Origin of the sequence: Lelliottia sp. SL45, from assembly GCF_026672535.1 — a bacterium.
GTDB classification, from domain to species: Bacteria; Pseudomonadota; Gammaproteobacteria; order Enterobacterales; family Enterobacteriaceae; genus Enterobacter; species Enterobacter nimipressuralis.
In genome coordinates this window covers 470,378-490,501 of the sequence record NZ_JAPPRH010000001.1, presented here as the reverse complement: position 1 = coordinate 490,501, position 20,124 = coordinate 470,378, and the positions used below count along the sequence as shown (strand labels likewise).

Below are 20,124 nucleotides of genomic sequence, written 5' to 3'. Positions count from 1 at the left end.
ATGTCACTGGCGAAAGCATCGGTGTGGACCGCCGCGTCCACACTCGTCAAGATTGGCGCAGGGCTGCTGGTTGTAAAAATGCTGGCGGTGTCATTTGGCCCTTCTGGTGTCGGGCAGGCCGGTAACTTCCGTCAGCTCGTCACCGTACTCGGCGTGCTTGCCGGGGCCGGTATTTTCAACGGTGTCACCAAATACGTAGCGCAGCATCACGACGATGAGGCCGCGCTGCGTCGGGTGGTCGGCACGTCCTCGGCGATGGTGCTCGGGTTCTCCACGCTGCTGGCCATCGGCTTTTTACTGGCGGCCGCGCCTGTCAGTCAGGCACTCTTCGGCAATACCCATTACCAGGGGCTGGTACGTCTGGTGGCGCTGGTGCAGATGGGGATCGCCTGGGCTAACCTGCTGTTAGCCTTAATGAAAGGTTTCCGTGACGCCGCCGGAAATGCGCTGGCGCTGATTCTGGGCAGCCTTATCGGCGTGATCGCCTATTATGTCTGCTATCGTCTTGGCGGCTATGAAGGCGCGCTGCTTGGTCTGGCGCTGGTTCCGGCACTGGTGGTCATTCCCGCCGCGTTTATGCTGATGCGCAGGCGCACTATTCCCCTGAGCTATCTCAAGCCGCAGTGGGACAAAATTCTGGCGGGGCAGTTAGGGAAATTTACCCTGATGGCGCTCATCACTTCCGTCACGCTCCCCGTGGCGTATGTGATGATGCGAAACCTGCTGGCAGCGCACTACAGCTGGGATGAGGTCGGGATTTGGCAGGGTGTCAGCAGTATTTCTGACGCCTATCTCCAGTTTATTACCGCCTCGTTCAGTGTCTATTTGCTGCCGACTCTGTCGCGATTGACCTCCCGACAAGACATCACCCGCGAAATTGGCCGCTCACTGCGTTTTGTGCTTCCTGCGGTGGCTGCCGCGAGTTTAACCGTCTGGCTGCTGCGCGACGTCGCCATCTGGCTGCTGTTCTCTGCGAAATTTACCGCGATGCGCGACCTGTTCGCCTGGCAGCTGGTGGGCGATGTCCTGAAAGTGGGTGCTTACGTCTTCGGCTATCTGGTGATTGCCAAAGCCTCTCTGCGGCTGTATATCCTGGCAGAGATTAGCCAGTTCACGCTGCTGACCGGTTTCTCGCACTGGCTGATCCCAACGCATGGCGCGCTGGGGGCGGCTCAGGCCTATATGGCCACTTACATTGTCTATTTTGCTGCCTGTTGCGGCGTATTTTTACTTTGGCGTAGACGCGCATGACTGCACTGATTCACGTGTTGGGTTCGGATATCCCGCATCACAACCGCACAGTATTACAGTTTTTTAATGACTCGCTGGCGGCCGGCAGCGCCGACGCGCGCGAGTTTATGGTCGCGGGCCAGGATAAGGGGCTAAGCGCCGCCTTTCCTGCGCTGTCGTTAAGCTTCTGGCCGGATAAATCCGCGCTGGCAAACGCGGTGATCGCTAAAGCCAAAGCCAACCGCGAGCAGCGTTTCTTCTTTCACGGCCAGTTTAATACCGGCCTGTGGCTGGCGTTGCTGAGCGGCGGCATCAGGCCTGCGCAGTTTAACTGGCATATCTGGGGCGCGGATCTGTATGAAGTGTCGCGTGGCTGGAAATTCCGCCTGTTCTATCCCCTGCGCCGTATGGCTCAGGGGCGCGTTGGCTGCGTGTTTGCGACGCGCGGCGACCTGAACTTTTTCGCGCAACAACACCCAAACGTGCGCGGCGAACTGCTCTATTTCCCCACGCGTATGGACCCTGCGCTGAACACGATGGCGAACGATACGCAGCGCGAAGGCAAGCTGACCATACTGGTGGGCAACTCCGGCGATCGCAGTAACGAACACATCGCAGCGCTGAAAGCCGTGCATAAGCAGTTTGGCGACACGGTGAACGTGATTGTGCCGATGGGCTATCCTGCACATAACGACGCGTATATTGCGGAAGTCCGTCAGAGCGGGTTGGCGCTGTTCAGCCCGGATAATCTGCAGATCCTTAGCGAAAAGCTCGAGTTTGACGACTACCTGGCCCTGCTCAGAAAATGCGATCTCGGCTACTTCATCTTTGCGCGCCAGCAGGGGATTGGCACGCTGTGCCTCCTGATTCAGGCCGGCGTTCCGTGCGTGCTTAACCGTGAAAATCCCTTCTGGCAGGATATGGCGGAGCAGCACATTCCGGTGCTGTTTACCACGGACGATCTCAATGAGGACGTGGTGCGCGAAGCACAGCGTCAGCTGGCGTTGGTGGATAAAAATGCCATCGACTTTTTCAGCCCGAATTTTCTCACGCCCTGGCATCAGGCGCTGCGGATAGCTGCAGGAGACAAAGCATGAGCCAGTTGGAATTTAGCGGCTTACTGGTGATTTGGCTTCTGGCCTCGCTGTTTATCGGCACGCTCACCTGGTTTGAGTTCCGCCGCGTGCGCTTTAACTTCAACGTCTTTTTCTCGCTGCTGTTTCTGCTGACCTTCTTCTTCGGCTTCCCGTTGACCAGTATTCTGGTCTTCCGCTTTGACGTGGCCGTCGCCCCGCCAGAAATTCTGATGCAGGCCCTGTTGTCTGCTACCTGTTTCTACGCGGTGTACTACGTCACCTATAAGACCCGTTTACGTCCGGTGAACCACGCGCCGCGCCGTCCACTGTTCACCATGAATCGGGTGGAAACGCACCTGACCTGGGTGATGCTGATGATTATCGCGCTGGTAAGTGTCGGTATTTTCTTCATGCATAACGGCTTTTTGCTGTTCAAACTGCACTCTTACAGCCAGATTTTTTCCGCCGAAGTATCCGGCGTGGCACTTAAGCGTTTCTTCTATTTCTTCATCCCCGCGATGCTGGTGATCTACTTCCTGCGTCAGGACAGCAAAGCCTGGCTGTTTTTCCTGGTGAGTACGGTGGCATTTGGTCTGCTGACCTATATGATCGTCGGCGGGACGCGCGCGAATATCATCATTGCCTTCGCGATCTTCCTGTTTATCGGCATCATTCGCGGCTGGATTTCGCTCTGGATGCTGGTTGCGGCAGGGGTGTTTGGGATTGTCGGCATGTTCTGGCTGGCGCTCAAGCGCTACGGCATGGACGTAAGTGGTGACGAAGCGTTTTATACCTTCCTGTACCTTACCCGAGACACCTTTTCGCCATGGGAAAACCTGGCGTTACTGCTGCAAAACTACGACAAAATCGACTTCCAGGGGCTGGCCCCCATCGCGCGTGATTTCTACGTCTTTATCCCGACCTGGCTGTGGCCCGACCGGCCTGGCGTGGTGCTGAATACGGCGAACTACTTTACCTGGGAAGTGCTCAACAACCACTCTGGCCTGGCGATCTCCCCGACGCTGATTGGCTCGCTGGTGGTGATGGGCGGCGTGTGGTTTATCCTGCCGGGCGCCGTGGCTGTTGGGCTTATCATCAAATGGTTCGACTGGCTTTATGTGCGCGGGAACGAAGAGACCAACCGATATAAAGCGGCAATTTTGCACAGTTTCTGTTTTGGTGCCATTTTCAATATGATCGTGCTGGCGCGTGAAGGGCTGGATTCGTTTGTGTCACGCGTGGTGTTTTTCATGGTGGTCTTCGGTCTCTGTCTGCTGCTGGCGAAACTGTTGTACTGGCTGTTTGATAGCGCGGGCCTGATTCACCGACGACTGACGCGGGCAACCAGCACGCTTTCCCAAGTCTGAGTAAGGATAATAATGACTGACAATACCTCTGCGCCGGTCTATGCGCTGCGCGGTCTGCAGCTCATCGGCTGGCGTGATATGCAGCATGCGCTGGATTATCTCTGCGCTGATGGGCAGATTAAATCCGGCACCCTGGTGGCCATCAATGCCGAGAAAATGCTGGCGATTGAAGATAACGCGGAAGTGAAAAGCCTGATTGAAGCCGCCGAGTTTAAGTATGCCGACGGCATCAGCGTGGTTCGTTCGATTCGCAAAAAGTTTCCACAGGCACAGGTCTCTCGCGTTGCCGGCGCCGATCTCTGGGAAGCGCTGATGGCGCGGGCAGGGCAGGACGGAACGCCAGTATTCCTGATTGGCGGTAAACCCGATGTGCTGGCGCAGACGGAGCAGAAACTCCGCGCGCAGTGGAATGTTAATATCGTGGGCAGCCAGGATGGCTACTTCAAACCCGAGGATCGTCAGACGCTGTTTGAACGCATTCGCGACAGTGGCGCGAAAATCGTGACCGTGGCGATGGGCTCTCCGCGCCAGGAAATCCTGATGCGCGACTGCCGTCTGGTTTACCCGAATGCCCTGTATATGGGCGTTGGCGGCACCTACGACGTCTTCACCGGCCATGTGAAGCGTGCGCCAAAAGTGTGGCAAAACTTAGGGCTGGAGTGGTTATATCGCCTCTTGTCCCAGCCGAGCCGCATCAAACGACAGATTAAACTCCTGCGCTATCTGGCCTGGCATTACACCGGCAAAATGTAATCAAAATGTAGCGCGATGTGCTATTCGCGCTGCAACCCGCCTGCAAAACTGCTGCGTTTCTGTGCAATACGTTCATTTTTTTAATGCATCGTTTGCCATTTAGCAGGATTTAAGAAACCATTCCTCCCCGTATTTCAGTACCCAAAATAATAACCGGCAAAAGCCGGGCAACAGCAAACACAACCGAGGATTTATGGCAGAGAAAAAACCTGAGCTTCAGCGTGGGCTGGAAGCTCGTCACATTGAATTGATAGCGCTAGGCGGCACTATCGGCGTCGGCCTGTTTATGGGCTCCGCAAGCACGCTTAAATGGGCAGGCCCGTCGGTCTTACTGGCGTACATCGTCGCAGGACTGTTCGTCTTCTTCATCATGCGCTCGATGGGCGAAATGCTGTTCCTTGAGCCGGTTGCCGGTTCATTCGCCGTTTACGCGCACAAGTACATGAGCCCCTTCTTCGGCTATCTCACGGCCTGGTCTTACTGGTTTATGTGGATGGCGGTGGGGATATCGGAGATCACAGCGATAGGTGTCTACGTCCAGTTCTGGTTCCCGGAAATGGCACAGTGGATACCCGCGCTAATCGCCGTAGGGCTGGTAGCGCTTGCGAACCTTGCGGCTGTGCGTCTGTACGGCGAAATCGAGTTCTGGTTTGCGATGATTAAAGTCACCACCATTATCGTGATGATTGTGGTGGGGCTGGGCGTGATCTTCTTTGGCTTCGGCAACGGCGGTCAGGCGATTGGCTTTGGCAATCTGACCGAGCATGGCGGCTTCTTTGCGGGCGGCTGGAAGGGCTTCCTGACGGCGCTCTGTATTGTGGTTGCGTCCTATCAGGGGGTGGAGCTTATCGGTATCACCGCCGGGGAAGCGAAAAACCCGCAGGTCACGCTGCGTAGCGCGGTCGGCAAAGTGCTGTGGCGTATCCTGATTTTCTACGTGGGCGCGATTTTTGTTATCGTCACCATCTTCCCCTGGAACCAGATTGGCACCACCGGCAGCCCCTTCGTGCTGACCTTCGCGAAAATTGGTATCACGGCGGCGGCAGGGATTATCAACTTCGTGGTGCTGACGGCGGCGCTCTCAGGCTGTAACAGCGGTATGTACAGCTGTGGACGTATGCTCTATGCACTGGCGAAAAACCGTCAGCTTCCGGCGGCGATGGGTAAAGTCTCCCGCGCTGGCGTGCCTGTAGCGGGCGTAACGGTCTCCATTGCCATTCTGCTGATCGGCTCGTGCCTGAACTACATCATTCCCAATCCACAGCGCGTGTTTGTCTATGTCTACAGTGCCAGTGTGCTGCCGGGCATGGTGCCGTGGTTTGTGATTCTGATTAGCCAGCTGCGTTTCCGTCAGGCGCACAAGCAGGCGATCGCCAGTCACCCGTTCCGCTCCATTATGTTCCCGTGGGCGAACTATTTAACGATGGCGTTCCTGATTTGCGTCTTAATCGGCATGTACTTTAATGAAGATACCCGCATGTCGCTGTTTGTCGGGATTATCTTTATGGCCGCTGTGTCGATTGGCTATAAGCTTTTTGGTCTCAGCCGCCACGCTGAAATCCAGAAAGTGGAGTAATAAGCGACAAAATGCACAAAGCGTAACCAAACGCGCATTATTTTCAAAAAAGCACTAGACAGCAGACCGAGACCTCCGTAATATCCAGCCCCGCAACGGCGCTAAGCGCCCGTAGCTCAGCTGGATAGAGCGCTGCCCTCCGGAGGCAGAGGTCTCAGGTTCGAATCCTGTCGGGCGCGCCAATAAAGTAGTGTGGCGTTCGAGCTGCGGTGGTAGTAGTACATACCGCGTGAAAGAATAAGTAGTGGTGGCTATAGCTCAGTTGGTAGAGCCCTGGATTGTGATTCCAGTTGTCGTGGGTTCGAATCCCATTAGCCACCCCATTATTTGATAAGTTGTGACATTGCGACGGTGGCGGAATTGGTAGACGCGCTAGCTTCAGGTGTTAGTGTCTTAACGGACGTGGGGGTTCAAGTCCCCCCCCTCGCACCACGACTTAACGAATTGAACTAAAAATTCAAAAAAGCAGTACATCGGCGAGTAGCGCAGCTTGGTAGCGCAACTGGTTTGGGACCAGTGGGTCGGAGGTTCGAATCCTCTCTCGCCGACCAATTTTGAACCCCGCTTCGGCGGGGTTTTTTGTTTTCTGTCGTTTATTCCTCTGTTGTCATTTCCCGACAACGTTAATTCTATTTGTCGCGATTCAGAGACAGCTAATCAACTGTTTTATATGACTATTCTTCTTTAGCGATAATTGTGTCGTTCTCAGGAGACACTTGCGCCAAATTTAGGTCCTTTTCAGCTGTTCTGAATACCCCATCAAAATAAAAATTCCTTTCTTCTTATCATGTTGCGAAATGTAAAACTTCTTTTTGTAACCCTGGCACGTAACGTGCAATAATATACGCGTAGATGCTCATTCCATCTCTTATGTTCGCCTTAGTGCCTCATAAACTCAGGAATGACGCAGAGCCATTTAAGGTGCTTATCGTCCACAGACAGATGTCGCTTCGGCCTCATCAAACACCATGGACACAACGTTGAGTGAAGCACCAAATATGTTGTCAAACAGACCTGTTTAACGCCTGCTTTTATAGCAGGCGTTTTTTTATGGGCGATCCTCAGGATTGCGGCAATAAAAAAGGAGGCCCATGGGCCTCCTGATTCGCACTGCTTAAGCTTACTGACCGTTGTTCTGCAACGTTAACAGCAGGCCATCGCGACGCATGGCAGCGGCTTCTTCCGGCTTGTGCTGTTTGTCCAGCGTATCGGCCAGCCAGGCGTAGTCAAACGCATCCGGGCGCTGTTTCAGCGCTGCGCGGAAAGCGAGACTTGCCTCCTGCCATTCGCCGTGTTTCATCAGCGACTGGCCCAGCGTACTCCACAGCAGCGGGCGGTCACCCACGGTTTTGATCTGCTGGCGCAGCATCTTTTCCATCTGCTCAGGATTGTTGGTTTTAAGACGTGGGATCACCATCACCAGACGGTCATCATACTGACGTTTCAGGCCATCAAGGATGATCTCCTGCGCTGTGTCATGATCGTCACATTCGATGAGATGTTCGGCCATCGCCACCTGCAGTGGAACCTGCTGGCGCGTTTTGCGGCTCTGATTTTTCCACCAGGTTTTCAGCCCATCGCTGCCCAGATCGGCTCGCGCCTGATCCATCAGACCAATCCACGCCTGGCGCTGCAGCTCATCACGATGCTCATCATCGCCCACGTTGGCTTTCGCCATCGACGGGATGATATCCAGCAGTGAACCCCAGGCGCCGGTGCGGATATAAGCCTGCTCGGCAAGACGCAGCACTTCCGGATGGCGCGGGGTGATCTCAAGCAGACGGTCAACGCCATGACGCGCGGCGTGATTCTCATTGCGTGCCAGCTGGATGCGCACGCGGGTGATTTCTACCGGGATCTGATCATTCGATGCCAGCTCCGACGCGCGCTCCAGATGTTGATTCGCACGCGCTTCATCCCCACGCTGCTGGGCCGCTTCGGCGGCTAACAGATAGTTCACCACCGGCTGCTCGGCATGGTCGGCATTTTTCGACATCAGCTTTTCAACCTGCTGATAATCGCCTTCGGCCAGTTTAAGCAAAGCCTGTTCAGTCTGTTTGCGCGCGCGGCGGCGTTTGCGGCCAACGAACCAGCCACGGGTGTGCGCACCGGTACGGAAGATGCGGCGCAGGATCCATTCGATCGCAAACAACACCACCATGGTGAGGATCGCGATGATCATCAGACCCGTCACGCTGGTTTCAATGTTGTAGTTATCGGTCTGGATCAGGACATAGCCCTGATGGCCAGCAATCAGCGGCCCGAGGACGATCCCTGCGATCAACAATAAGAAGAGTAATAAGACTTTTAACATGATCACTCTCCTTGAGGTGCGCTTTCAGGGGCTGGCGCAGGGGCTGCTGCATCCGGCTGCGCTGCAACGCCAGGCTGGGCCAGCAGGTTGCGCACGCGGGTTTGCATCAGTTTTTCCAGAATCGGCTGGCTTTCGAGTTTGTCCGGGACATTCATGGTGATATTTTGCTGGCTGAGCTTATCAACATCGTCCAGGAACGCGGTCGTCGTGGCATCGCTGGTATCGTAGTAAGCACGTACCCACGTTGAAACATTATCCAGCGCTTGCTTGTAGGTCTCTTCCTGATGACGCGGGACGGCCTGCGCCGCAACCAGCAGTCGGGAGCGGATGTTCTCGCGAAGATAGACGTCCTGATTCGGCGCTAACAGCGGAACAGCGGTTTCGTCGCGGCGGCGGACAGTGATGAAGCTGTCCATAAAGTTCTGCCAGCTTTTTTGCAGATTGATACGCCACTCGCTCAGGGAGCTAGACAGCTCCGTGCCGTCGGAATCCATCGGGGAGTCGTCGTCGTTGTTATCCGCGAGGCGCAGGTTATCAATCGAATTCGACAGCTGATTGACCTTCAGAATGATGCCGTCGTAATCGACCTGCGAAACCGCACCCAGGCTGGCGATATCTTCGGTAATGGCGCGACGCGCGGCGATCAGGCTCGGGTCGTTCATGTCGGCCAGGCTGGCGTCGGCGCTTTTCAGCAGCGCGGCGGCGGTGGTGACATCCTGATCGCTCCACAGTTTACGCCCGGCCAGTTTGACCAGGAAATCGGCCTGAGAGAGCAGCCAGGTTTTGGCATCGGTGCCGGAAATGGTCGCCACTTTTTGCTGCACTTCGCCGAGCTGTTTCGTCAGCTCTTCCTGGCGAGAGTTGGCTTCGGCCAGCTGCGTAGACTGCTGCTTAATGACACCTTCCAGCTCTGCTTTCTGCGTCTCCTGCGCTTTTTGCAGGGCGGTGATTTGATTCACCAGCGCATCGCTGGTGACCATCTGGTTAGTGGCCTGTTTTTTTACCAGACCGTATAAACCGACACCGGCCGCCAGGGCAATGGCGATAGCTATCGCGCTCAGCGCCAGGCTGGTTTTATTGCTGCCGTTTTTTTTCTCAACAGTGTGTTCAGTCTTTTCTGGCTGCGGCGGGGTGGCCACAGTCTCCCTGGTCTCTTCAACCACGGCGGAGGATTTTTCTTGTTCCGTCATTATGGCTTCCCATTATGAGAGTTATTGTAATGCGCGCAGCAGCGCATCGTTGTCGGCGTTATCAGCGATCCGAATATCTTGCCAGCCCAGTTCCCGGGCGAGGTTCGCCAGACGCTCACTGACGACCAGAAGCCGACAGCGGAGTAACCAATTTTCACGATACCATTGCGGAATGAGCGACCAGAGCTGCTGTAGCATTTCGCCGCTGGTGATGACGATGGTATTCACGCCGCGCGTGTGCCAGCGCATCGCTTCCTGCGCGCCGTCATAATGTTTTGCACAGCGCTGGTAGCATTCGCAGAACGTGACGTCAGCCCCACGGGCGCTTAAGGTTTCGCCCAGCAGTTCACGACCACCATTTCCACGCAAAATCAGCGCACGCTTTCCCGCAACAGTTTGTAATTCAGGTAATTGTAGCAAGATTTCGCTGATTTCCCGATCTAACGGGTATTGGACGTCAATTCCGCTGACCGCATGCAGGGCCAGGGCGGTGGTGCGTCCAATGGCGAAATAGCGCGGCGCAGTCGGCCAGTGCTGTTTCTCTTGCTGCAGTTGGGCGTGTGCAAATTCCACGGCATGTTGTGATAAGGCGAAAACCAAATCGCCTTCATTCAATGCGTGCAGATGGTCGGCGAGCGCAGAGAGCTGCCGGCCAGGAGAGAATTCAATCAGCGGAAAACTCCATGCCACCTGCCCCAGTGCGCGCAGACGGCTCACTAACTGCTCTCCTGCGGGAGAAGGGCGGGTGACGAGAATATTCATGCTGGTGGCTCTCCGTTGTAGACGTCTGCCAGAATTTCGCGGGCGCCGTTATTCAGCAATTCTTCTGCAAGCGAGATGCCGAGCGCTTCGGCGTCTTGCGCCCGTCCGCGGCGTTCGCCACGCACCATCTGTGAACCGTCCGGTGCGCCAACCAGCGCACGCAGCCACAGTTCATCGTCAATGAATTCAGCATAGCTGCCAATCGGCACCTGACAGCCGCCTTCAAGGCGGGTGTTCATGGCGCGCTCAGCTTTGACGCGAATCTCGGTTTCGTCGTGATTCAGCGGTGCCAGCAGGGCACGGGTGCGGTCGTCGTCAAGACGACACTCAATCCCCACCGCGCCCTGGCCGACGGCCGGAAGTGAAAGCTCTGGCGCAAGGGCAACGCGTACACGAGACTCCAGCCCCAGACGTTTCAGGCCCGCAACCGCCAGAATAATGGCATCGTAATCGCCGTTATCCAGTTTGCCGAGACGTGTACCGACATTGCCGCGCAGGGAGCGAATCACCAGGTCCGGGCGGCGCTCAGCCAGCTGACACTGACGGCGTAAACTTGACGTGCCAACCACGCTCCCTACGGGTAAATCGTCCAGAGAAGCGTAGTGGTTTGAGACGAACGCATCGCGCGGATCTTCGCGCTCGCAAATCGTCACCAGGCCCAATCCCTCGGGGAATTCGACCGGGACATCTTTCATGGAGTGGACGGCGATATCGGCGCGGTTCTCAAGCAGTGCAACTTCCAGCTCTTTGACGAACAGGCCTTTTCCGCCCACTTTCGCCAGCGGCGTATCAAGGATCACATCGCCGCGCGTCACCATAGGAACCAGTTCGACACGCAACCCGGAATGGCAGGCTTCGAGGCGCTGCTTAACATATTGTGCCTGCCATAGCGCAAGGGGGCTTTGGCGTGTGGCAATTCTCAAAACATTGTCTAACATGCTTGTTACCGTCATTATCGTCCGCAGACCATCCTAACATTGTTGACTCTGGGATGTCAGTTTTACGGTCGATGAAGGGGTGAGGGACAAGGCGGTGCGCAGGACACCCGCTGCCGTATTAAGGAATTTACACGTACAGAACGGTGCTACACTTGTATGTAGCGCATCTTTCTTTACGGTCAATCGGCAAGGTGTTAAATTGATCACGTTTTAGACCATTTTTTCGTCGCTACCACCATTGAGTGAGGACGAAAAAGGGTAACGGTTCTTTTTTGAAATACTGCGGGCTCGTAATCATTGCTCTTTTGAACGATTGCTACGTCCGGCAACATCAGGCGATATGTCTTGTACCTCTATATTGAGACTCTGAAACAGAGACTGGATGCCATAAATCAATTGCGCGTGGATCGTGCGCTTGCTGCCATGGGACCTGCTTTCCAACAGGTTTACAGTCTGCTGCCAACTTTACTGCACTATCACCATCCGCTGATGCCAGGTTACCTCGATGGTAACGTTCCCCAGGGCATTTGCCTTTTCACGCCTGATGAAACTCAACAGCACTATCTGACCGAGCTGGAACTCTACCGTGGCATGCCGCCGCAGGTGTCTCCAAAAGGTGAGCTGCCGATAACCGGCGTCTACACCATGGGGAGTACCTCATCCGTAGGCCAAAGCTGTTCTTCTGACCTTGATATCTGGGTCTGCCATCAGTCCTGGCTCGATAATGACGAGCGCCAGTTGCTGCAGCGTAAATGCAGCCTGCTGGAGAGCTGGGCGGCGTCGCTCGGCGTGGAAGTGAGCTTCTTCTTGATTGATGAAAACCGTTTCCGCCATAACGAAAGCGGCAGTCTCGGTGGTGAAGACTGTGGCTCCACGCAGCATATTTTGCTGCTCGACGAATTTTACCGTAGCGCCGTGCGCCTCGCCGGGAAGCGTATTCTGTGGAATATGGTGCCGTGCGAAGAAGAAGAGCATTACGACGATTACGTCATGTCGCTCTACTCGCAGGGCGTCCTGACGCCAAACGAATGGCTGGACCTGGGCGGTTTAAGCTCCCTGTCCGCCGAAGAGTATTTTGGCGCGAGCCTGTGGCAGCTCTACAAGAGTATTGATTCCCCGTATAAAGCGGTGCTGAAAACCCTGCTGCTGGAAGCCTACTCCTGGGAATACCCTACGCCGCGACTGCTGGCGAAAGATATCAAACAGCGTCTGCATGATGGAGAGATCGTCTCCTTTGGCCTCGATGCCTACTGCATGATGCTTGAACGCGTGACCGAATACCTGAAAGCCATTGATGACACCACACGTCTCGACCTGGTGCGTCGATGTTTCTATCTCAAAGTCTGTGAAAAACTCAGCCGCGAACGCGCATGCGTTGGCTGGCGTCGTGAAGTGGTCAGTCAGTTAGTCAAAGAGTGGGGCTGGGACGAAGAACGTTTGTCTATGCTCGATAACCGCGCCAACTGGAAAATTGATCAGGTGCGTGAAGCGCACAACGAACTGCTCGATGCGATGATGCAGAGCTATCGTAATCTGATTCGCTTCGCCCGCCGTAACAACCTCAGCGTTTCCGCCAGCCCGCAGGATATCGGTGTTTTAACCCGTAAACTGTACGCTGCGTTCGAAGCGCTGCCGGGGAAAGTCACGCTGGTTAACCCGCAGATTTCGCCGGACCTGTCAGAACCTAATCTGACCTTTATCTATGTTCCGCCAGGCCGCGCCAACCGCACGGGCTGGTATCTGTACAACCGTGCGCCAAGCATGGATTCGATCATCAGCCATCAGCCGCTGGAATATAACCGCTATCTGAATAAGCTAGTGGCCTGGGCCTGGTTTAACGGCCTGCTGACATCGCGGACGCGCCTGTTTATCAAAGGCAATGAGGTCGTTGATCTCGCCAAATTGCAGGAAATGGTTGCCGATGTGTCGCACCACTTCCCGCTGCGTCTGCCAGCGCCAACACCAAAAGCGCTCTACAGCCCGTGTGAGATTCGCCATCTGGCGATTATCGTCAACCTGGAATACGACCCGACGGCGGCCTTCCGCAATCAGGTGGTCCATTTTGATTTCCGCAAGCTGGATGTCTTTAGCTTTGGCGAGCAGCAAAATTGCCTGGTCGGCAGCGTGGATCTGCTGTATCGCAACTCGTGGAACGAAGTGCGTACCCTGCATTTTAACGGCGAGCAGGCGATGATCGAAGCGCTGAAAACCATTCTCGGCAAAATGCACCAGGACGCTGCGCCGCCGGATAGCGTGGAAGTGTTCTGCTACAGCCAGCATCTGCGTGGCCTGATTCGTACCCGCGTGCAGCAGCTGGTGTCAGAGTGTATCGAACTGCGCCTGTCCAGTACGCGTCAGGAAACCGGGCGCTTCAAAGCGCTGCGTGTCTCCGGTCAGACCTGGGGCCTGTTCTTTGAACGCCTCAACGTCTCTGTGCAGAAGCTGGAAAACGCGATTGAGTTCTACGGCGCGATTTCCCACAACAAGCTGCACGGCCTCTCTGTGCAGGTGGAAACGAACCACGTCAAACTGCCGCAGGTGGTGGATGGGTTTGCCAGCGAAGGGATTATCCAGTTCTTCTTCGAAGAAGCGGCCGATGAGTCCGGGTTTACCATTTATATTCTGGATGAGACCAACCGCGCCGAGGTATATCACCACTGCGAGGGCAGTAAAGAAGAGTTGGTGCGCGATGTGAGCCGCTTCTATTCGTCCTCACACGACCGCTTCACCTACGGCTCAAGCTTTATCAACTTCAACTTGCCGCAGTTCTATCAGATTGTGAAAGTCGATGGCCGCGCGCAGGTGATTCCGTTCCGCACCCAGGTTATCCCCGCTCCGCCGGCCAACCAGGACGCGAATCAGCCGCTGTTGCAGCAGTATTTTTCCTGATAATTACCCCTGGCCGGATAAGCGCATCAAGCGCCATCCGGCATGATCACCTCAATCTAACGTAACATTGCCGCTTCTACGCACATCAATAGGCCATGAAAAAAGTTCGGGTGAGACAATCGTTTTGCACAGTTCAGGATTGGTCGTGTAATAACCCATAAGATCCTTGTCGTGACAGGGGCTGTAGCCTGCAAACATAAGTCCGAAAGGGACCAGGTAAGATATGATCAGAGAAATAGCGAGAGTAAAAACCCAAACAGGGATAAATATACTATCGATGATGGTAGTCTTATCGGGCGATCTTATTCCCGGGTAGAATAAAGCGCGAAGCGCGATAAAGATGCCGTAGAGCAAAAAAGGAATCCCACCCACCATAGCAGCAGACATTCGGTAATAAAAAATAATGTCGCCATGATGAATCAGCGAGATAACGCTTCGCATGGGAATTGATGCTAAAGCAAAATGAAGGAATGCTGACATTGCTATCACCAGAAAGATAGCTGCACATTTCATCATTATGACAGTGCGCCAGTTTTTTTTCTGTGTAGTTTTCATTTCACCAACCAGGGTTAAGAATTCTAAAAATTGACTGGTTGCCATGCTCAAGATTCCATTCAGCCATTATTTGTTCTTCAATTAGCGCTTGATGTAATAACATTTTAATACGATAAGAAAGATGAAAATGGTCATCCAAAGAATTCAACTCTGCATTAAGAAAAAGACCAAGCAAGATTATAGCGCCTGGACCAACAATAACAGCCGAAGTAAAAAGCATCGCTACCCCTCCGACAAAACCAATCACCGCCCCACCAACAATCGCTTTTACGATATCCATCGGGGCATCCACCAAAAAATCATTCAGTGTATAGTCCGACTTGAAAATAAGCTCTACTCCCCGCCATGCCAGCGAAAAAAGGATACAGCATTTGATACCACCGACAATGGCGCCAAAGAACCCTCGTTTACCAATGGCCAGCTCTATCATCTGAACATTACGCGCACCGTAACGGGTTCCTTTTAAAATTCTACGCAAACCTGGATAGCCTATGATTTTAATGTAAGTTTGACCCTGTAATTTGTACTCTGTGGCCTTGATACGCAGAGATGAGAAATGACGAACAAGCTCACCGGCTGGGTTATAGTAGGTTGTCAGTCGGTTGAGAGAGTGGAACCCATCCACCATATCTTTGATATTGCCCGGCCCCGCCCTGTAGGAGAAAAACGCGTCTATACCTCCGAGAAGATCATTTATTATCCCCTGAGCTTCTTCCAGTGTGAGTAATAAAATATGGTGGCTCTCATTAATGAACGTTTCATTAAGCATTGCCATATCACCCAGCATAGGATTCATGCTGGGAAACGGATGAGAGTCGTGGTTGTCCCAGGGGTTTGGATCTGTGTGCCATTCATTCATATTCATTATCATTCCTTGAGATTATAAAATTCGCTCACTCCACAAACTGTATGCACTGGTTCCGGCTGAGAAATGCTCCCAGGTGATAGATTCATAACTGAAGGAAACTTTTTCCTGTGATTCTGCTCCGTTTTCAATAACGCTGTGCGGAATGACTGTTTCCAGGTGCAAAATGTGGGCGTTGGTCAGCTTTATTTTATAGTAAAGCTCATTCATACCTGCCCGGTTGGTACGGTAAACACTGAATTCACAGGTGAGCGTTTCGTTATCATTTATGGCTTTTCCTAACAGAGGAGAAGATTTATCGATGGGTTTTACAATACTTAACTCCTGATGATTAACGTTCTGTACGCGAGAGAGGGCATGCTTGAGCGCATACACCATGATTTGATCAACATGGGCGAGTTGGGCCTTATTACCGATTGAACTCATGGATGCACAGCCAGCAGAAATTAACCCTTGCTGGTTGCCATTCAGGGTTAAATAAACCAAGTCAGACATATCATTTCCTTATTATATATTCAGCCGGATTATAAGTTTTGGAGTTGCAGTGTAATAACGAAAATAATTCTGTGCCCGACCCAAAAAGAAATCAATCGATTTAGTGTAATGATGAAGTGTGAATAAAAGAGGAATTTAAATTAATTAACGGAAGGTCTACTGGGGATCTATGAAATAAATAAAAAGGAAAAGCGTGTTTTTGTGAATACCGTTTCCAGAAAGAAACGGTATCAATTCACTTAACGGAAGCTGACGTCCTCGCCCGCCTGCTGCGTCGCAGCCTGCTCCAGCAGATCCCAGAACGTTTCGCCGCTACGGTCACACACCCACTGGTCGTCTTTCAGATCGAAATGGTAGCCGCCCTGTTTTGTTGCCAGCCACACCTGGTGCAGCGGCTCCTGGCGGTTGATAATAATCTTACTGCCGTTTTCGAAGCTGAGCGTCAGCACGCCGCCGTTGATTTCACAATCGATATCGCTGTCGCCATCCCAGTCGTCCAGGCGCTCTTCAATGGTCTGCCACAGGGTATCGGCCAGGCGATGGAATTCACTGTCATTCATGGTTTTGTTCCTGTTTTTTGTGATGGCGGCAGTATAACGCTAAATAATTCCCGTTGCAGGAAAGCGGCTAACTCTTGCTTTTGTGTCTTCTCCTGCGATGATAGAAACAGAAAGCATGAACTTACGGGCAACCCATAATGAAAAACGTTTTTCGAACGCTTGCCGTTCTCATCACACTGTTTAGTCTGACTGGCTGTGGTCTGAAAGGGCCGCTTTACTTCCCGCCAGCCGATAAAACAGCGCCGCCGCCAACCAAACCCGTTCAAACCCAGATTGAATCATCGACGCCAGTGAGCAACGATCGCGGCGATAACGGTGGCCCAAGCCAGGTCAACTACTGACAATCAGTTGTTCAACCGCGCAATGGAGTAAATGATGCAGTTCTCTAAAATGCATGGCCTTGGCAACGATTTTATGGTCGTCGACGCGGTAACGCAGAATGTCTTTTTTTCCCCTGAGCTGATTCGTCGCCTGGCGGACAGGCATCTGGGCGTGGGGTTTGATCAGCTGCTGGTCGTTGAGCCACCCTACGATCCGGATCTCGATTTTCACTACCGTATCTTTAATGCTGACGGTAGCGAAGTTTCCCAGTGCGGCAACGGCGCGCGCTGCTTTGCGCGCTTTGTGCGTCTGAAAGGGCTGACCAACAAGCGCGATATCCGCGTCAGTACGGCCAATGGCCGCATGGTGCTCAGCGTCACCGACGACGAGCTGGTGCGCGTGAACATGGGCGAGCCCAACTTCGAGCCTTCTGCGGTCCCGTTTCGCGCAATCAAAGCGGAAAAGACCTATATTATGCGAGCGGCCGAGCAGACAGTATTGTGCGGCGTCGTCTCGATGGGCAATCCCCATTGCGTGATTCAGGTTGATGATGTTGATGTCGCTGCCGTTGAAACCTTAGGCCCGATTATGGAAAGCCATGAGCGCTTCCCTGAGCGCGCCAATATCGGTTTCATGCAGGTGGTGAAACGTGAACATATCCGCCTGCGCGTCTATGAGCGCGGCGCGGGCGAAACGCGGGCCTGTGGCAGCGGCGCGTGCGCGGCTGTGGCTGTGGGTATCTCGCAAGGGTTACTGGCAGAAGAGGTTCGCGTGGAATTGCCGGGCGGTCGTCTTGATATCGCCTGGAAAGGTCCGGGTCATCCACTGTATATGACTGGCCCGGCGGCACATGTATACGACGGGTTTATCCATTTATGAAACAACCAGGGGAAGAACTTCAGGAAGCAATAACGGAGCTGGACGACCGGACTGTTGTTGATTATCTGCTGCGCAATCCTGAGTTTTTTATCCGCAATGCACGCGTGGTCGAACAGATGCGCGTGCCGCATCCGGTGCGCGACACCGTCTCGCTGGTCGAATGGCATATGGCGCGCTCGCGCAAGCACATCGATCAGCTGGAAGAGAACATGACCCTGCTGATGGAACAGGCCAGCAATAACGAAAGCCTGTTTTATCGTCTGCTGCATTTGCAGGCGCGGCTCGCGTCGGCGCACAGCCTGGACGAGTTTCTCAGCCGCTTTCATCGCTGGGCGCGTGAGCTTGGGCTGGCAGGCGCGACTATTCGTCTCTTTCCCGACCGCTGGCGCATCGGTGCCCCCTCCGGTTTCACGCATCTGGCGCTAAGCCGTCAGGCGTTTGAACCGCTGCGCATTCAGCGTCTTGGTCATGAGCATCACTATCTCGGTCCGTTGAACGGTCCTGAACTGCTGGTGGTGCTTCCTGAAGCCAAGGCTATCGGCTCGGTTGCCATGTCCCTGATGGGGCGCGAAGGCGATTTGGGCGTGATGTTATTCACCAGCCGCGACGCGCATCATTATGAGCAGGGACAAGCCACGCATTTGCTGCAGGAAATCGCCCTGATGCTCCCTGAGCTGCTGGAGCGCTGGATTGAGCGCGTATGACGGATTCCCTGCTTGCGCCTCTGGTGGTGCGTTTCCTGCGCTATCTGGGCGTTGAACGTCAGCTTAGCCCGATCACGCTGCTGAACTACCAGCGTCAGCTTGATGCCATCATGCAGATCGCCGATGAAACCGGCCTGATGAGCTGGCAACAATGTGATGCTGCGATCGTGCGCGGGTTTGTGGTGCGCAGTCGCCGCAAAGGTTTAGGCCCGGCGAGTCTCGCGTTACGTCTCTCTGCCCTGCGCAGTTTCTTCGACTGGCTGGTGAGCCAGGGCGAGCTAAAAGCCAATCCGGCGAAAGGCATCGCTACCCCGAAAGCACCGCGCCATCTGCCGAAAAACATCGACGTTGATGACGTGAATCGGCTGCTGGATATCGATCTTAACGATCCGCTGGCGGTACGTGATCGCGCCATGCTGGAAGTGATGTACGGTGCGGGCTTACGTCTTTCGGAACTGGTGGGGTTAGATCTTAAACATCTCGATCTGGATACCGGCGAAGTGTGGGTGATGGGGAAAGGCAGCAAAGAGCGCCGTTTACCGATTGGCCGCAATGCAGTGGTATGGATTGAGCACTGGCTCGATCTGCGCGGGCTGTTTGGCGCCGAAGAGAACGCGCTGTTTCTCTCGAAGCTTGGCAAGCGGATCTCCGCGCGAAATGTGCAGAAGCGTTTTGCTGAATGGGGTATTAAGCAGGGGCTGAACAGCCACGTTCACCCGCACAAACTGCGCCACTCTTTTGCCACCCACATGCTGGAATCCAGCGGCGACCTGCGCGGCGTGCAGGAGCTGTTAGGCCACGCCAATTTATCGACCACTCAAATCTATACCCATCTTGATTTTCAACACCTTGCTTCGGTGTATGACTCGGCGCATCCACGCGCAAAACGGGGGAAATAATGCGTTTTTACCGCCCACTGGGTCAGATCTCTGCCCTGACGTTTGACCTTGATGACACCCTTTACGATAACCGCGAAGTGATTCTGCGCACCGAGCAGGAGTCGCTGGCGTTTGTGCAAAACTACCATCCCGCTTTAAAAACGCTGCAAAACAAAGATTTTCAGCGCCTGCGCCAGGCGTTGCGCGAAACCGAACCGGACATCTACCACGACGTAACCGAATGGCGTCGTCGTGCGGTAGAGCAGGCGATGCTGAATGCCGGGCTGAGCGCGCAAGAGGCGGCGCTGGGCGCAGAAGCTTCAATGGCGAACTTTGCCAAATGGCGCAGCCGGATCGATGTGCCGCAGGAAACGCACGACACCCTGACGGCTCTCGGCAAAAAATGGCCGCTGGTGGCGATCACCAACGGCAACGCGCAGCCGGAACTGTTTGGCCTGGGCGATTATTTCCAGTTCGTCCTGCGCGCGGGCCCGCACGGGCGCTCGAAGCCTTTTAACGACATGTATCATCTGGCTGCCGAAAAACTTGATTTGCCGCTGGGCGAGATCCTGCACGTCGGCGATGACCTGACCACCGACGTGGCGGGCGCGATCCGCTGCGGAATGCAGGCCTGCTGGATCAAACCGGAAAGGGCCGACCTGATGCAGACCGCCGACAGCCGCCTGTTGCCACACATCGAAATTTCGCGGTTGGCATCCCTCACCACGCTGATATAATCACCAGCAGTATTGTATAAATCAACAGTATGCCC

At 54.3% G+C, this 20,124-nt stretch carries 19 protein-coding genes and 4 tRNA genes; 15 read left to right on the top strand and 8 right to left on the bottom strand.

All coding sequences use genetic code 11. From position 1 onward, the window contains the following. The 9 genes from wzxE to OVA10_RS02385 all read left to right on the top strand — a co-directional run bounded on the left by wzxE (position 1) and on the right by OVA10_RS02385 (position 6,553). Complete coding sequence (wzxE, locus tag OVA10_RS02425) at positions 1 to 1,251, top strand: lipid III flippase WzxE (protein ID WP_181827013.1); 1,251 nt, start codon at positions 1 to 3, stop codon at positions 1,249 to 1,251. Beyond that, positions 1,248 to 2,327 carry a TDP-N-acetylfucosamine:lipid II N-acetylfucosaminyltransferase gene (locus OVA10_RS02420; RefSeq protein WP_248859321.1) on the top strand — a complete coding sequence of 360 codons (1,080 nt, stop codon included), beginning with the start codon at positions 1,248 to 1,250 and terminating at the stop codon, positions 2,325 to 2,327. The genes wzxE and OVA10_RS02420 overlap by 4 nt, the downstream gene beginning before the upstream one ends. Beyond that, entirely contained in the window at positions 2,324 to 3,673 is a 1,350-nt protein-coding gene (wzyE, locus tag OVA10_RS02415; protein ID WP_100778428.1) for an ECA oligosaccharide polymerase, read from the top strand. The genes OVA10_RS02420 and wzyE overlap by 4 nt, the downstream gene beginning before the upstream one ends. A gap of 12 nt (positions 3,674 to 3,685) precedes the next feature. Then, positions 3,686 to 4,426, top strand: coding sequence for a lipopolysaccharide N-acetylmannosaminouronosyltransferase (gene wecG, locus OVA10_RS02410; protein ID WP_123429972.1), 741 nt, complete (start codon positions 3,686 to 3,688; stop codon positions 4,424 to 4,426). 193 nt (positions 4,427 to 4,619) lie between these two features. Then, a complete protein-coding gene (gene thrP, locus OVA10_RS02405) occupies positions 4,620 to 6,002 on the top strand; it encodes a bifunctional threonine/serine APC transporter ThrP (RefSeq protein WP_100778430.1) in 1,383 nt (460 codons plus the stop codon). Between the two features lie 105 nt (positions 6,003 to 6,107). Further along, positions 6,108 to 6,184 (top strand) — tRNA-Arg (locus OVA10_RS02400). A gap of 65 nt (positions 6,185 to 6,249) precedes the next feature. Then, positions 6,250 to 6,325 (top strand) — tRNA-His (locus OVA10_RS02395). A gap of 22 nt (positions 6,326 to 6,347) precedes the next feature. After that, positions 6,348 to 6,434, top strand: a tRNA-Leu gene (locus OVA10_RS02390). Between the two features lie 42 nt (positions 6,435 to 6,476). Continuing rightward, positions 6,477 to 6,553, top strand: a tRNA-Pro gene (locus tag OVA10_RS02385). A 569-nt stretch (positions 6,554 to 7,122) separates the two neighbouring features. Here the strand turns inward: OVA10_RS02385 and hemY are convergent. From hemY to hemC, 4 genes are read right to left on the bottom strand one after another with little or no spacing between them, the layout of a single operon-like run. Further along, the gene (gene hemY / locus OVA10_RS02380) at positions 7,123 to 8,316 is read right to left on the bottom strand and encodes a protoheme IX biogenesis protein HemY (protein ID WP_268195132.1); all 1,194 of its coding nucleotides are present in this window, start codon (positions 8,314 to 8,316) and stop codon (positions 7,123 to 7,125) included. Between the two features lie 2 nt (positions 8,317 to 8,318). Then, entirely contained in the window at positions 8,319 to 9,506 is a 1,188-nt protein-coding gene (gene hemX, locus OVA10_RS02375) for a uroporphyrinogen-III C-methyltransferase (protein WP_268195130.1), read from the bottom strand. A 21-nt stretch (positions 9,507 to 9,527) separates the two neighbouring features. After that, positions 9,528 to 10,268, bottom strand: coding sequence for a uroporphyrinogen-III synthase (hemD, locus tag OVA10_RS02370; RefSeq protein ID WP_268195128.1), 741 nt, complete (start codon positions 10,266 to 10,268; stop codon positions 9,528 to 9,530). Next, the gene (gene hemC, locus OVA10_RS02365) at positions 10,265 to 11,206 is read right to left on the bottom strand and encodes a hydroxymethylbilane synthase (RefSeq protein ID WP_123429976.1); all 942 of its coding nucleotides are present in this window, start codon (positions 11,204 to 11,206) and stop codon (positions 10,265 to 10,267) included. The genes hemD and hemC overlap by 4 nt, the downstream gene beginning before the upstream one ends. 345 nt (positions 11,207 to 11,551) lie before the next feature. Here hemC and cyaA point away from each other — a divergent pair, with 345 nt between their 5' ends. Continuing rightward, the gene (gene cyaA, locus OVA10_RS02360) at positions 11,552 to 14,095 is read left to right on the top strand and encodes a class I adenylate cyclase (protein WP_102105657.1); all 2,544 of its coding nucleotides are present in this window, start codon (positions 11,552 to 11,554) and stop codon (positions 14,093 to 14,095) included. 51 nt (positions 14,096 to 14,146) lie between these two features. Here cyaA and OVA10_RS02355 read toward each other — a convergent pair whose 3' ends face one another. From OVA10_RS02355 to cyaY, 4 genes are all read right to left on the bottom strand, one after another. Then, the gene (locus OVA10_RS02355; protein WP_268195125.1) at positions 14,147 to 14,695 is read right to left on the bottom strand and encodes a hypothetical protein; all 549 of its coding nucleotides are present in this window, start codon (positions 14,693 to 14,695) and stop codon (positions 14,147 to 14,149) included. Then, positions 14,652 to 15,515 (bottom strand): hypothetical protein, encoded by an 864-nt coding sequence (locus tag OVA10_RS02350; protein ID WP_268195123.1) that lies wholly within the window; start codon positions 15,513 to 15,515, stop codon positions 14,652 to 14,654. Before OVA10_RS02350 ends, OVA10_RS02355 begins: the two co-directional genes overlap by 44 nt. Before the next feature lie 15 nt (positions 15,516 to 15,530). Beyond that, on the bottom strand, positions 15,531 to 16,010 hold the full coding sequence (locus OVA10_RS02345; protein ID WP_107702639.1) for an Hcp family type VI secretion system effector: 480 nt from the start codon (positions 16,008 to 16,010) through the stop codon (positions 15,531 to 15,533). A gap of 239 nt (positions 16,011 to 16,249) precedes the next feature. Further along, on the bottom strand, positions 16,250 to 16,570 hold the full coding sequence (gene cyaY, locus OVA10_RS02340) for an iron donor protein CyaY (RefSeq protein WP_100778439.1): 321 nt from the start codon (positions 16,568 to 16,570) through the stop codon (positions 16,250 to 16,252). A 137-nt stretch (positions 16,571 to 16,707) separates the two neighbouring features. Here cyaY and lptM point away from each other — a divergent pair, with 137 nt between their 5' ends. The 5 genes from lptM to yigB are packed head-to-tail and all read left to right on the top strand — an operon-like array spanning position 16,708 to position 20,089. Beyond that, positions 16,708 to 16,911, top strand: a complete 204-nt coding sequence (lptM, locus tag OVA10_RS02335) for an LPS translocon maturation chaperone LptM (protein ID WP_102105653.1) — start codon at positions 16,708 to 16,710, stop codon at positions 16,909 to 16,911. Positions 16,912 to 16,945: 34 nt separating this feature from the next. Continuing rightward, positions 16,946 to 17,770 (top strand): diaminopimelate epimerase, encoded by an 825-nt coding sequence (gene dapF / locus OVA10_RS02330; RefSeq protein ID WP_102105652.1) that lies wholly within the window; start codon positions 16,946 to 16,948, stop codon positions 17,768 to 17,770. Then, positions 17,767 to 18,474 carry a DUF484 domain-containing protein gene (locus OVA10_RS02325; RefSeq protein WP_100778442.1) on the top strand — a complete coding sequence of 236 codons (708 nt, stop codon included), beginning with the start codon at positions 17,767 to 17,769 and terminating at the stop codon, positions 18,472 to 18,474. Before dapF ends, OVA10_RS02325 begins: the two co-directional genes overlap by 4 nt. Beyond that, positions 18,471 to 19,373, top strand: coding sequence for a tyrosine recombinase XerC (xerC, locus tag OVA10_RS02320; protein ID WP_181827006.1), 903 nt, complete (start codon positions 18,471 to 18,473; stop codon positions 19,371 to 19,373). The genes OVA10_RS02325 and xerC overlap by 4 nt, the downstream gene beginning before the upstream one ends. Continuing rightward, positions 19,373 to 20,089, top strand: a complete 717-nt coding sequence (gene yigB, locus OVA10_RS02315; protein WP_102105650.1) for a 5-amino-6-(5-phospho-D-ribitylamino)uracil phosphatase YigB — start codon at positions 19,373 to 19,375, stop codon at positions 20,087 to 20,089. The genes xerC and yigB overlap by 1 nt, the downstream gene beginning before the upstream one ends. Positions 20,090 to 20,124: the final 35 nt, after the last annotated feature.

Excerpts from the sequence above, each read along its gene's own strand:
- wzxE (WP_181827013.1), top strand. The coding sequence starts at position 1 with ATGTCACTGGCGAAAGCATCGGTGTGGACCGCCGCGTCCACACTCGTC.
- OVA10_RS02325 (WP_100778442.1), top strand. The coding sequence starts at position 17,767 with ATGAAACAACCAGGGGAAGAACTTCAGGAAGCAATAACGGAGCTGGAC.
- hemD (WP_268195128.1), bottom strand. The coding sequence starts at position 10,268 with ATGAATATTCTCGTCACCCGCCCTTCTCCCGCAGGAGAGCAGTTAGTG.
- cyaY (WP_100778439.1), bottom strand. The coding sequence starts at position 16,570 with ATGAATGACAGTGAATTCCATCGCCTGGCCGATACCCTGTGGCAGACC.
- OVA10_RS02350 (WP_268195123.1), bottom strand. The coding sequence starts at position 15,515 with ATGAATATGAATGAATGGCACACAGATCCAAACCCCTGGGACAACCAC.
- lptM (WP_102105653.1), top strand. The coding sequence starts at position 16,708 with ATGAAAAACGTTTTTCGAACGCTTGCCGTTCTCATCACACTGTTTAGT.
- hemX (WP_268195130.1), bottom strand. The coding sequence starts at position 9,506 with ATGACGGAACAAGAAAAATCCTCCGCCGTGGTTGAAGAGACCAGGGAG.
- OVA10_RS02345 (WP_107702639.1), bottom strand. The coding sequence starts at position 16,010 with ATGTCTGACTTGGTTTATTTAACCCTGAATGGCAACCAGCAAGGGTTA.
- OVA10_RS02420 (WP_248859321.1), top strand. The coding sequence starts at position 1,248 with ATGACTGCACTGATTCACGTGTTGGGTTCGGATATCCCGCATCACAAC.
- hemC (WP_123429976.1), bottom strand. The coding sequence starts at position 11,206 with ATGTTAGACAATGTTTTGAGAATTGCCACACGCCAAAGCCCCCTTGCG.
- thrP (WP_100778430.1), top strand. The coding sequence starts at position 4,620 with ATGGCAGAGAAAAAACCTGAGCTTCAGCGTGGGCTGGAAGCTCGTCAC.
- wzyE (WP_100778428.1), top strand. The coding sequence starts at position 2,324 with ATGAGCCAGTTGGAATTTAGCGGCTTACTGGTGATTTGGCTTCTGGCC.
- hemY (WP_268195132.1), bottom strand. The coding sequence starts at position 8,316 with ATGTTAAAAGTCTTATTACTCTTCTTATTGTTGATCGCAGGGATCGTC.
- yigB (WP_102105650.1), top strand. The coding sequence starts at position 19,373 with ATGCGTTTTTACCGCCCACTGGGTCAGATCTCTGCCCTGACGTTTGAC.
- OVA10_RS02355 (WP_268195125.1), bottom strand. The coding sequence starts at position 14,695 with ATGGCAACCAGTCAATTTTTAGAATTCTTAACCCTGGTTGGTGAAATG.
- wecG (WP_123429972.1), top strand. The coding sequence starts at position 3,686 with ATGACTGACAATACCTCTGCGCCGGTCTATGCGCTGCGCGGTCTGCAG.
- xerC (WP_181827006.1), top strand. The coding sequence starts at position 18,471 with ATGACGGATTCCCTGCTTGCGCCTCTGGTGGTGCGTTTCCTGCGCTAT.
- dapF (WP_102105652.1), top strand. The coding sequence starts at position 16,946 with ATGCAGTTCTCTAAAATGCATGGCCTTGGCAACGATTTTATGGTCGTC.